Source organism: Frankia sp. CeTa3Moorea (genome assembly GCF_978021225.1).
Map to the genome: position 1 here is coordinate 1 of NZ_CDXDOR010000022.1, position 11,013 is coordinate 11,013.

The 11,013-nt window shown below is 70.4% G+C and carries 11 protein-coding genes; 6 read left to right on the forward strand and 5 right to left on the reverse strand.

Going from position 1 to position 11,013, the window contains the following annotated elements; translation table 11 throughout:
* Window positions 1-342: 342 nt before the first annotated feature.
* Together AC08OV_RS06540 and AC08OV_RS06545 are read left to right on the forward strand one after the other, a co-directional pair.
* Complete coding sequence (locus AC08OV_RS06540) at window positions 343-690, forward strand: ArsR/SmtB family transcription factor (protein WP_476612471.1); 348 nt, start codon at window positions 343-345, stop codon at window positions 688-690.
* A gap of 97 nt (window positions 691-787) precedes the next feature.
* Entirely contained in the window at window positions 788-2,041 is a 1,254-nt protein-coding gene (locus AC08OV_RS06545; RefSeq protein WP_476612470.1) for a malic enzyme-like protein, read from the forward strand.
* 531 nt (window positions 2,042-2,572) lie between these two features.
* Here the strand turns inward: AC08OV_RS06545 and AC08OV_RS06550 are convergent.
* Window positions 2,573-3,013 (reverse strand): type II 3-dehydroquinate dehydratase, encoded by a 441-nt coding sequence (locus tag AC08OV_RS06550; RefSeq protein WP_462188008.1) that lies wholly within the window; start codon window positions 3,011-3,013, stop codon window positions 2,573-2,575.
* Between the two features lie 303 nt (window positions 3,014-3,316).
* On the opposite strand from AC08OV_RS06550, the gene AC08OV_RS06555 reads away from it, so the two are divergent.
* From AC08OV_RS06555 to AC08OV_RS06565, 3 genes are all read left to right on the forward strand, one after another.
* Entirely contained in the window at window positions 3,317-4,513 is a 1,197-nt protein-coding gene (locus AC08OV_RS06555) for a DegT/DnrJ/EryC1/StrS family aminotransferase (protein ID WP_476619447.1), read from the forward strand.
* Window positions 4,510-5,640 (forward strand): Gfo/Idh/MocA family protein, encoded by a 1,131-nt coding sequence (locus AC08OV_RS06560; RefSeq protein ID WP_476612467.1) that lies wholly within the window; start codon window positions 4,510-4,512, stop codon window positions 5,638-5,640. Before AC08OV_RS06555 ends, AC08OV_RS06560 begins: the two co-directional genes overlap by 4 nt.
* 109 nt (window positions 5,641-5,749) lie before the next feature.
* Window positions 5,750-6,487, forward strand: a complete 738-nt coding sequence (locus AC08OV_RS06565) for an HAD-IA family hydrolase (RefSeq protein WP_476612466.1) — start codon at window positions 5,750-5,752, stop codon at window positions 6,485-6,487.
* Here AC08OV_RS06565 and AC08OV_RS06570 read toward each other — a convergent pair.
* The 3 genes from AC08OV_RS06570 to AC08OV_RS06580 are packed head-to-tail and all read right to left on the reverse strand — an operon-like array spanning window position 6,454 to window position 9,402.
* Window positions 6,454-7,488, reverse strand: a complete 1,035-nt coding sequence (locus AC08OV_RS06570; RefSeq protein ID WP_476612465.1) for an ROK family protein — start codon at window positions 7,486-7,488, stop codon at window positions 6,454-6,456. The two genes, AC08OV_RS06565 and AC08OV_RS06570, sit on opposite strands and share 34 nt — an antisense overlap.
* Before the next feature lie 16 nt (window positions 7,489-7,504).
* The gene (locus tag AC08OV_RS06575; protein WP_476612464.1) at window positions 7,505-8,326 is read right to left on the reverse strand and encodes a shikimate dehydrogenase family protein; all 822 of its coding nucleotides are present in this window, start codon (window positions 8,324-8,326) and stop codon (window positions 7,505-7,507) included.
* Between the two features lie 5 nt (window positions 8,327-8,331).
* On the reverse strand, window positions 8,332-9,402 hold the full coding sequence (locus AC08OV_RS06580; protein WP_476612474.1) for a 3-dehydroquinate synthase family protein: 1,071 nt from the start codon (window positions 9,400-9,402) through the stop codon (window positions 8,332-8,334).
* Window positions 9,403-9,751: 349 nt separating this feature from the next.
* Here AC08OV_RS06580 and AC08OV_RS06585 point away from each other — a divergent pair, with 349 nt between their 5' ends.
* A complete protein-coding gene (locus AC08OV_RS06585) occupies window positions 9,752-10,288 on the forward strand; it encodes a MarR family winged helix-turn-helix transcriptional regulator (RefSeq protein ID WP_476612463.1) in 537 nt (178 codons plus the stop codon).
* A 60-nt stretch (window positions 10,289-10,348) separates the two neighbouring features.
* Here AC08OV_RS06585 and AC08OV_RS06590 read toward each other — a convergent pair whose 3' ends face one another.
* A complete protein-coding gene (locus AC08OV_RS06590) occupies window positions 10,349-10,921 on the reverse strand; it encodes a VOC family protein (RefSeq protein ID WP_476612473.1) in 573 nt (190 codons plus the stop codon).
* Window positions 10,922-11,013 lie beyond the last annotated feature (92 nt).

Genomic DNA, 11,013 nt, shown 5'->3' on the forward strand with positions numbered 1-11,013 from the left:
TCTCGACGCGGACCCGATCCTCCCGTATGCTGGGATGAAAAATTGAAAGTTTCTTCAATTTACATGATCAAAAGTATGGGGTGAGCGAGATCTTGGACACAGCGCCCCCCGTGGAGCCGTGCCGTGCGATAAAGAGCCGTTTTCCGGCTCCGAAGTGTGGTAACGAACAGTTGATAAATTCTGTAACTGGCGGGAAGGCCGCCATCGGGCGCGAACGGGTCGCGGCGCTGCTCATCATGCCGACGTGGTCTCTGGGTGGGCGGTCGCCGGTACTCCGGCCAGGTTGGTACCTCGGCCGGTAGGCCCTGGCCGGAGCTGTGCGGAGTCGACGGGAGGTGGCTCGTGACGAGGCGAGTTCCGCTGTACCAGGCTAAAGCGGAATTTTTTCGCATGCTTGGACATCCGGTGCGGATTAGGGTGCTGGAGTTGCTGCAGGACGGGCCGATGCCGGTGCGGGATCTCCTGGCCGCGATCGAGGTGGAGCCGTCGAACCTTTCCCAACAGCTCGCGGTGCTGCGCCGGTCCGGGATCGTGACCGCGACGCGGGACGGCCCGACGGTGGTGTACGCGCTCGCGGGCGGGGACGTGGCGGAGCTGATGCGCGCGGCCCGGCGGATTCTGACCGAGATGGCGGCCGGGCAGGCCGGGCTGTTGGCCGAGTTGCGCGAAGCGGGGACAAGCTCCTCATGAGCATGAAATGTGGTGGACCGATTCCCGGGAGTCCCGCCGAGGGGTCGCCTGGGGGACCGGCGCGCACCCGACGGAGTCGGGCACGGGTGGAGCCGGCGTGACGCCCTCTGGCCCGGCTGTCCCGGCCGGTTCAGCCGGTCCAGCCGGGGTCAACCCCGCCTACAGCGTCACGGTCCGCGTTCCGCACCGGGCCACGATGATTATCGAGGCGGTCATCGCCGCGGCCCCCGGCCCCGTGATGTGCTACGCGGACGAGCCGGATCCCGGGGGCGGCCGGCGGATCACGTTGGATGCCGACAGCGGGTCCACATTGACCTGGCTGGTCCGGGCGCTACGGGAGCGGCTGGGTGCCGATCTGTTGCAGACCGAGGATCCCGTCTTCACCGTCGCGTCGACCGGCAAACTCGCCCAGTGTCTCCGCGCGTCGGTCATGACCGGTCACGATCTTGCGTTGTTGGACGCTGACGCCGATCGCCGCGTCATCAGCCACCTGGCCATGCACCCGGCGCACACCGACCGGTTCACCGGCCGGCCGCGCCGGGTGGCGCTGCTCACCGACGGCAGCGCCGTCCTGGACTTCGAGCCGCTGGCCGCTGAGGCGGCCCTGCCAGCGGTCGAGTCCCAGGCGGTCCACCTGCACCGGGCGACCGGGTTCGACGTCATCCCCATGCCGATCGCCGCCCGCACCGCAGCCGAGCTCGCCGCGGCGATCGGCATGCTCGCTCCGGGATTCGCCGCCACCGTCCTGGTCCACACACACGTCCGCCGTATCGACGCCGCCCGCGCCGCGCTGCGGTCCGCCGCCCCGTATCTGCTGCTCGACACCGTCAACGACGGTCTCGCCGTCGCCGCCGCGGCCGCGGTCCTCAACCATCTCCGGGCGCGTGACCTCGCGCCGGGGCGGGCCCGCGTCGCCGTCGTGGACCCGGCTCGGGGCGGCGATCTCGCCGGCTTACTGATCGGTGTCGGCATCCACGAGATCACTCTCTACGATCCGGTCGATTACGGCATCCAGCCGCTGCACCTGCTCGCCCCCGAACTCGATCTGATCGTCGACCTGATCGGCTTGGCGGCGCCACCCAAGGGCGTTCCCGTCCTGCGGACCCGCCCGGAGACGCCCCCTCCGCTGGCCCGCGCCACCTCGGGCCCGCGCCCGCTGCACGCGCTGCCCGGACTGCTGCGGGCGGTCGTCACCACTCGCCGCCCGGTCACCCCCGCTGCCCGCCTCGCCGCCGTGCACGCCCTCGTCGGTCAGACGCCGCCCGGCAGCGTGCTGCCTCCCCTCGACCATCCACGGCTCGCCCCCGCCGTTGCCGCGGCCGCCACCCACGCCCTCACCGCGCCGGAGTAGCTCACCGCGCTTCCGGCGGAGGTGGTCACCTGGAGGTGGTCACCTGGTAGGGGGTGGTGGGGCCCGCCACCGACAGGCCCACCGGCGAATCTCGGCGAATGATCGTCCGTTGGGAGGACCGTTCCTCATGAACGGGATGAACAGGGTGCGTCGTCATGGGCGGCACTCTCCCGCCGGCATTGCGGATGCGGAAGTACGGCGGCCCCGGTCCGGTCTTTGCAACACATCGTCCAAAAATGCCCTAAAGGGCCGTGTCCAAAAATGCCCTAAAGGGCCGTACGGCCATATTCCAGTAATGCGCCACCCCGGTTCTTCGGCCTGCCGGGAAGCCCGAGCCGGACCGGCACGGCCGAGGAATCGACATGGCCGAGGAGATGACACCGGGCCGAGGACGCTCGTGCGTCCGAAGCCGGCCGGCCTGGCGTGGGGAGTTCCACGTCGCGGGTGGCCTGGTCACGTTGGGAAGGGGGTACGAATGCTGCTCCGCGTGACCAGCCATCCGAAGAGTCTTTCCTGGCCCGGCGGGACGTCTCAGCTCGGCGCGGGGACGAGGTCCAGCAGCGCCTGAGCGGCAAGCTCGTACCCGAGGGCCCCCAGGCCGACGATCACTCCCCGGGCGAGCGCCGAGAGAATGGATTCGTGCCGGAAGGACTCCCGGGCCCAGACATTGGAGAGATGGACCTCGATCCACGGGTTCGGATAGTTGGCCAAAGCGTCGCGAAGGCTCCAGCCATACATCATCAGCGCACCTGGATTGACGATCGCGCCGATCGAGCCGTAATTATCTTGAATGGTGTTGATCAATTCACCTTCGGATTCACGTTGCACGGAGACCAGTTTCCATCCTCGGTCCGAGATCCGAGCCGCGACGGCCGCCTCGATATCGGCCAGTGTCGCCGTGCCGTAAACTTCCGGCTGGCGCCGGCCGAGTATGCCCAGATTGGGGCCATTCAGGAGAAGTAGCGTGGGCACGGCACCTCGCAGACAGGCTGGCCGGCTCGACGGCCGGCGTCTCTTATCCGGATATCCGGAACCCCACATTTATAGCAAAGCCATCTGCTGGACACCTGTGAGCTGGGCGGATTGGCTGAGATGTTCTTCTAGAGTTCATTTGTAGCCCGTCCGTTGATGCTGATGTGTCACATCCGGAGGTCGATGGGAAACCCGGGGGTACCGAGGTACCGTCCGTCATGCATCCTCTTGTGTGGATTCCTTCGCCGGTCGCGATAATGGAACTGTCGACGGAACCTTGATCCCGGCGCGGAGAACAACGGTATGGCCACAGGTAAGAAAAGGGTGGGGATCGTGATCGGTAGAGCAGGGCATGCGCCGGAGTTGCCAGCCTGGCCGCAGTACTCCGACGAGGAGCGCGGTGGTCTGATCCGGGCGTTGGAACAGGGCCAATGGTGGCGCATGGGTGGCAGCGAGGTCGATACCTTCGAGCGGGAATTCGCTGCCTACCATGGGGCCGGCCACGCCCTCGCCGTAACCAACGGGACGCATGCGTTGGAGCTCGCGTTGCAGGTCCTGGGGGTCGGACCCGGCAGTGAGGTCATCGTGCCGGCGTTCACCTTCATCTCCTCCTCGCAGGCGGCCCAGCGCCTCGGCGCGGTGGCCGTGCCGGTCGACATCGACCCGGACACGTACTGCATCGAGGTCACCGCCGCGGCAGCTGCGGTGACCCCACGCACTCGGGCGATCATGCCGGTGCATATGGCGGGCCAGGTCTGCGACATGGACGCCCTGGCGAAGCTGTCCGCGGATGCCGGGGTCCCGCTGATCCAGGACGCGGCGCACGCGCACGGTGCGCAGTGGCAGGGTAAGAAGCTCGGTGAGCTGGGCTCGGTGGCGGCGTTCAGCTTCCAGAACGGCAAGCTCATGACCGCCGGTGAGGGCGGCGCCGTCACCTTCCCCGACGCCGAGCTGCACGAACTCGGCTTCCTGCGGCACAGTTGCGGGCGGCCACGCACGGACCGCCGGTACTTCCACCAGACCTCCGGGTCGAATTTCCGGCTCAACGAGTTCTCCGCCGCGGTCCTGCGTGCCCAGCTCGGCCGCCTGGCCGGCCAGATTGACACGCGTGAGGAGCGCTGGCCGGTGCTGGCGGGGGCGCTTGCCGACATCCCGGGCGTCGTCCCGCAGGGCCGCGACGACCGGTGTGACCGCAATCCGCACTACATGGCAATGTTCCGGTTGCCCGGGTTCAGTGAGGAGCGCCGCAACGCGTTCGTCGACGCCCTTGTGGACCGCGGGCTGCCCGCTTTCGCCGCGTTCCGGGCGATCTACCGGTCCAACGGCTTCTGGGAGACCGGCGCCCCGGACGAGACGGTGGACGAGATCGCGAAGCACTGCCCGAACACCGAGGCAATCAGCGCGGACGGCATCTGGCTGCACCACCGGACGTTGCTCGGCACCGAAGAACAGATGCACCAGGTCGCGGCCATCGTGGCCGAGACCCTGGCCGAATTGTGAGCCGAGGCGAGACCGGGAACCCCAGGCGGACTCCGCTGCGGATCGCCGTGGTGGGGCTGGGCTGGGCCGGCCGGTCGATCTGGCTTCCCCGGCTGCGAGAACACCCGGAGTTCGTCGTGGTCACGGCCGTCGATTCCGATTCCGAGGCTCGCCGGGCGGCGGCCGGGGCCGACCCGGGCTTGGCCGTGCTCGCCGACGTCGACGAGATCGACCGGACTCAGGTCGATCTTGCGGTCGTGGCGGTGCCCAACCACCGGCACGCCGACATCGCCGCCCGGCTGCTGAGCGCCGGTGTTCCGGTTTTCTTGGAGAAGCCGGTGTGCCTGAGCTCGGCCGAGGCCGACCGGCTCGCGGCGGCCGAGCGCGCGGGCGACGCCATCCTGCTCGCCGGGAGCGCCGCGCGGTACCGGGCGGACGTCAGCCGGCTCTACGAGCTCGCCGACGGGCTCGGTGCCATCCGGCACGTCGATCTCGCCTGGATCCGGGCCCGGGGCATTCCCGACGCCGGCGGCTGGTTCACCCGGCGGGACCTCTCCGGCGGCGGGGCCCTGGTCGACCTCGGCTGGCACCTGCTCGACACTCTCATCCCGCTGCTGGGCAGCGTCCGTTTCCAGCAGGTGGTCGGGACGATCTCGGATGACTTCGTCAGCGACGGCTCCTGGGCAGCCTCCTGGCGTCACGACGATGGCACCGGGCCGGCCGTCGGCATCGACGGTGACGTCGAGGACACCGCACGTGGCTTCCTGGTCACCGAGAACGGGGTCTCGGTGTCGTTGCGGGCGAGCTGGGCCTCGCACGAGGCCCGGGACGTCACCCTGATCAACGTCGAGGGCGCCGCGGGCACCGCGTCGTTGCGCTGCACGTTCGGTTTCGGCCCGAACCGGCAGGATCATTCGATCCTGACCCGCACCCGGGCCGGCGAGACCATGGCGGTGCCTGTGCCCGCCGAACCGATCGGGACGGAGTACCGCCGTCAGCTCGACGAACTGCCCGGGCTGCTGGCGGATCCCGCGTCCCGGGGGCGGGCGATCGAGGAGGTTCGCCCGACCATCGCCGCCATCGAGAGGTTCTACGAGTCCGCGCGCTCGCACCGGTCCGTCGCGCTGCTCGCGCACGCGACTCGCTGAGGCCACGCGGCCACTACCTGTGTCACACGACCTGCGTCACGAATATCGAACGGCACCCAACGCCGAGCCCGGGGGGCACGTGGGAACTGAGCTGAAACCCTGGTCCGCCATGACCACCACCGGGACCGGGGCGGCGTCCGGAGCGCGGAAACGTGCGGTCATCTTCGATCTCGACGGGGTGCTGGTCGACAGCTTCGGAGTGATGCGACAGGCGTTCACGATCGCCTACGCCGAGGTCGTGGGTCCCGGCGAGCCCCCGTTCGAGGAGTACAACCGGCACCTGGGACGGTACTTCCCGGACATCATGCGGATTATGAATCTGCCGCTGGAGATGGAGGAGCCGTTCGTCCGCGAGAGCTATCGGCTGGCCCACCAGGTGGTGCTCTTCGAAGGGATCGCCGCGCTGCTGCGGACCCTGCACGAGCGCGGCCTCGGGCTCGCGGTCGCCACCGGCAAGGCCGGTCCACGGGCCCGGCACCTGCTGGGTGAGCTCGACATTCTGCCGATCTTCAATTATGTCATCGGCTCTGATGAGATCGCCCGTCCCAAGCCGGCGCCGGACATCGTGAACCGGGCACTCGAGCTGTTGGGCGTGGCGCCGAGTGAGGCGATGATGATCGGGGACGCGGTCGCCGACCTGGAGAGCGCGCGTGCGGCCGGCGTGATGGCGGTGGCCGCGCTGTGGGGCGAGGCGGACGGCGCCGAGCTGGTCGCGGCCGAGCCGGACGCGGCGCTGCGCCGGCCCGCGGAGTTGCTGTCCCTTCTCCGGCCGCACCCGGTCGAACCCGCCGGCACCGCCGGTGTCCCCGCGGCTCAGGCCGGCCGACCGATCCTCGCCGGCGACTGAGCCGCCAGGAGCGCTCCGAACAGGGAGGACAGGCCGCCCAGCAGCGCCGGGCGGATGGGCGCGGGCGGATGTCCCGGGCGGGCAAGGGCCTGGGCATGCTCGGCGACCGCCTGCGGAAATCCAGGCAGGCCGGCCGCGAACCCGCCGCCGACCACCGCCATCGCGGGATGCAGCAGTTCGGTCAGCCCGACGACGGCCGCGGCGATCGCCGCGGCGCTCTCGCCCACTGTCCGCACCGCCCAGGGGTCGGCCGCGAGCCAGGCCGCGCGCAGGTCTGCGAAGGTCACCTCCGCACCACGCCGCTGGGCGGCCCGGCGCAGGGTGGCCGGCCCGGATGCGGTTGCCTGCACACATCCGCGGCGGCCGCAGTCACAGCTGGGCCCGCCGGACGAGATGATCAGATGTCCGATCTCGCTGGAGCCGCGACCGGGCCCCGGGCAGGACCGGCCGCCGAGCACGATCCCGCCGCCGACGCCCGTCCCGACCCCCAGGTAGACCACGTTCTCACAGCCGGCCGCGTCCGCCTCCGCGAGCGCGGCCAGATCGCCGTCGTCGCCGCAGACCACGGTGGTGCCCGGCAGCAGATCCCGCAGCGCGGCGCCGAGGTCGAGCCCGGTCCAGGCCGGCCGGCCCGGCCATGTTGTGACCCGGCCGGCGGCGTTGATGGTTGCGGGCATCGCCACGCCGACGGCGTCGACCCGACCGCCCCATCGGGCGGTCAGCGCGGCAACGTGTGCGGCGAGATCGTCGATGTCCTGGGTGGCAGTCGCCGACGGCGACCACTGGAAGGTTGTCTCCACCGGCCTGACGCGACCGTCCGGTCCGTCCGGTCCGTCCGGTCCGCTCGGTCCGCTCGGCCTGGCCGGGCCGACCTGCTCGTCGCCTCCTGTCGGGTCCGCCCCGGCCTGTGCCGCCCCGGCCTGTGCGGCCTCGATGCGCAGCGCGACCTTGGTGCCGCCCACGTCGATACCCAGACAGCCGGTTGGAGGTTGTGCACGCATGAGCCCTCGCAGATCGTCAGGCGGGTGCCGCCGGGACGAGATCGAAGAACGAGCGGTAGAAGCCGATCTGGTGGGCGAGCATGTGGATGCCCGGATGGGTCGGCAGGCCGAGTGCGGCCGCGGCCCGCAGCAGGCGGGTGTCGGGCGGTTTCATGATGATGTCCGCCACGACGCAGCCCGCCGCGAGCCCGTCCGGCGGGAAGGGGAGCGGATCGTCTGGACGCAGGCCGAGCGGCGTGGCGTTCACCGCGAGATCGACATCGTGCAGCAGGGGTGCCGCGACGCCGACGGCGCGGCCCGGCCAGTGCTCGTCGAGGCGGGCGAGCAGGCCGTCGCGCTTCTCCCGGTCCGGATCGTAGATCGACAGCCGCGTGCTGCCGGCGTCGAGCAGCGCGGCCGCGATGGCGCTGCCGGCGCCGCCCGCGCCCAGTAGCGAGACCCGCGTTCCGGCCACCGGGCGTCCGGCGGCCGTCAGCCCCCGGACGAATCCCGCTCCGTCGAAGTTGTCGGCCTGCCAGCGCCCGGACGGGCCGCGGCGCAGTGCGTTGGCGCTCCCGCTGATCGCGGCCGCCGGACTGCGTTCGTCGGCGAGGGCGCATGCGGCGACCTTGTGCGGAATCGTGATCAGGATACCGTCCAGGTTCTCGATGCGCCGGAGTCCATCGAGTACGGCGGGGAAGTCCGCCGGCCGGGCGTGCACCGGTACGAGGACGGCGTCGAGCCCGAGTTCGTCGAACAGCGGATTAAGTAACGACGGCGCCTGTACCTGCTTGACGGGATCCCCGACGACGGCGAACAGGCGGGTGGTGCCCGTGATGGCACGCGGGGCCGGTGGCATGGGCCTCAGGCCAGCGGCCCGCGCGGCATGTCGCCGAGCGTCTTCATGACCAGGTCTTCCGGAATGTCGCCCACCAGCTGTGGGCCGTCCGCGCCGTCGAGCACGAAGGTGAGGCCGGTGTTCGTCGACTTCTTGTCCAGACGCATCACGGCGACGAGCTCGGCGGCGTCCGCCTCGGTGGGCAGGGCCGTCGGCAGCCCGTACCCGCGGACCACGTCCAGGTGCTCGCGGACCCGATCGTCCCCGATCCGGCCGAGCTCCCTGGCGAGACGGCCGGCGAATACGGTGCCGATCGCCACCGCCTCACCGTGGCGCAGCGCGAAGTCGGTGGCGCGCTCCAGGGCATGCCCCAGGGTGTGGCCGTAGTTGAGGATGTGGCGCAGGCTCGAGTCCCGTTCGTCCCGGGCGACGACGGCGGCCTTGAGCGCCACGCTGGCGGCGATCTGCTCCGTCACCGGCAGACCGCGTAGGTCCCCGGTGCCGATGAAGTGGGCCCGCGCGATCTCGCCGTAGCCGTTGATCCACTCCCGTTGGGGCAGGGTCCGCAGGTAGTCGGTGTCGCAGAGGACGGCGCTGGGTTGCCAGTAGGCGCCGAGGAGGTTCTTGCCGGCGGGCAGGTTCACCGCCGTCTTCCCGCCGACGCTCGCGTCCACCTGGGCGAGCAGGGATGTCGGGAGGTGTACCACCGCCACGCCGCGGTGGTACAGCGCCGCAGCGAGTCCGACGACGTCCGTGGTGGTCCCTCCGCCGCAGGAGATGACGACGTCTGACCGGGTCAGCCCGAAAGCCGCGAACCGGCCGCAGAGCGCCTCGACGTTCGACAGGTTCTTGTCCGTCTCGCCGTCCCGTGCGGCCAGCCGCAGCACCGGCACGCCCGGGTCGGGGACCGCGTCCTGCGGCCGCGCCGAGACGATGACGGCCCGCCGGGCGCCGATCCGCGCGACGATGTCGGGCAGGATTCGGCGGACCCCGGGACCGATATCGATCGGATAGCTGCGTGAGCCGAGGTCCACCGAGACCCGTCGATGATCGGCGGTGATCCGCTCGATCGGGCTCGTCCGCTGCGCTGTGAGCATGCCCGTCAAGGTGTGCCTTCCGGATCCGCGGTCGCGTGCTAGCGCCTGCCTGGTGCGTTGCGGTGGTGCGTTGCGGTGGTGCGTTGCGGTGGTGCGTTGCGGTGGTGCCTTGCGGTGGTGCCTTGCGGTGGTTCTGCACGGGCCGCCGCGGCAATTCTGCCGCGCCCGGGAGTCGCCCCCCTTCCGTCGGGTCGGGTGTGAGCCATCGCACCTCCTCCCGCTCGTCTTCGTCGCTCGCGCGCGCCGCCGACGCCCCGCGTGGGTCGCTGCCCCGCGTGGATCCGTGCCTTTGTGTGGATCCGTGCCCCGCGCGAATTGGTGCATGGTGCACGCAGAGTAGGGTCGTGTGGTGGGTTCAGACGACGGCGCGAGGCTCGCGGCAGCGCTCGGACTTCTCCTCACCCGGCCGAATCGGACGCGTCTGTTCGGGGAGCTGCTCTCCTCGGCGGACGTCGGACTCGACGAGGCTGTCTACCCCGTGCTCAACGGTCTGGCCCGCACGGGCCCGACCACGGCGCGCAAGCTGAGCATGGAGATCGGCATCGACCGTTCGGTGGTGAGTCGGCACAGTGATCGTCTCGAGGTGCTCGGGTTGCTGCGCCGTTCGGCCGATCCCGATGACGCCCGCGCGGTCCGCCTGACGCTCACCGACGAGGGCCGGGCCGCCATCGATCGCTCTCGACGTCGGCTGGCTGACGTCTTCCAGCGCATGCTCGACGACTGGCCCGCCGAGGACGCGCGCGCCTTCGTCGCCGGCATGGAGCGCTTTGTCGCGGAGGGCGCGCTCAAGCCCGCGGGGCGACCTGGATACGCCCGCGGAACATCGGGAGGCCCGTACCCACAGGGAGGCCGCCCGGCTCGGGGGGTGCCGAGCGGCCTCGATTGATGATGACATTTGGATGGCCGCCGAGACAAGTCCGCGAGGACGGCAGGTTTCGGACAATAATCACCAACCGTCCCGTCCGGCGCCCCCGGGGATGAGTTCGATCAGTAGTCCGGAACCCGCGTCGAGATAGGCCTGTCGCGGGTTCCGCGCGTCCGGCCGGAGCTGCTCGACCAGGCATCCCGCGGCGACCGCCCGGTGCAGGCACGCCGGCAGGTCGTCGACCTCGTAGCCGATAGAGAACATCCCCTCGCCGCGTTGGTCGAGAATTTCCCGCCCTGTCCACGGCCGGTCGCCGGGTTCCACCAACTCGACCAGGCTGCTGCCGAAGCGGCCGAACGCGATCCGGACGTTCTTGATCATGATCGGTCGATCGCGCCAGACGGCGGGGCCGGAGACGACCCGCGACTCCCACGCGTCGACCCCGAGGGAGACGGCGTACCGTTCCCGGGCAGCATCGAGGTCCGCGACGAGGATGCCGAGATGGTGGAACGTCAGCTCGCCCAGCATCTTCTCGATGACCCGCGCCGCCAGCAGGGCGGAGGCCGGTAAATGGGGTGTGGTGCGGACGGACGGCGACGCCGGATCCGGCGTCGTCCGGATCGGGTCCTCCCGATTCTGGATGATTGTCTCCATCACCGCGGCTCCCTCCAGGCCTCTGGCCCGGGCAGAGGGCGAGGACGCCGATCGTATCGCCGTCCTCCGGGCTGTTCTCGCCGTCCCGCGGG

What these genes read in the sequence shown, in the direction of transcription:
- AC08OV_RS06555 (WP_476619447.1), top strand. Translation starts at nt 3,317, where the DNA reads ATGGCCACAGGTAAGAAAAGGGTGGGGATCGTGATCGGTAGAGCAGGG.
- AC08OV_RS06565 (WP_476612466.1), top strand. Translation starts at nt 5,750, where the DNA reads ATGACCACCACCGGGACCGGGGCGGCGTCCGGAGCGCGGAAACGTGCG.
- AC08OV_RS06570 (WP_476612465.1), bottom strand. Translation starts at nt 7,488, where the DNA reads ATGCGTGCACAACCTCCAACCGGCTGTCTGGGTATCGACGTGGGCGGC.
- AC08OV_RS06575 (WP_476612464.1), bottom strand. Translation starts at nt 8,326, where the DNA reads ATGCCACCGGCCCCGCGTGCCATCACGGGCACCACCCGCCTGTTCGCC.
- AC08OV_RS06580 (WP_476612474.1), bottom strand. Translation starts at nt 9,402, where the DNA reads ATGCTCACAGCGCAGCGGACGAGCCCGATCGAGCGGATCACCGCCGAT.
- AC08OV_RS06590 (WP_476612473.1), bottom strand. Translation starts at nt 10,921, where the DNA reads ATGGAGACAATCATCCAGAATCGGGAGGACCCGATCCGGACGACGCCG.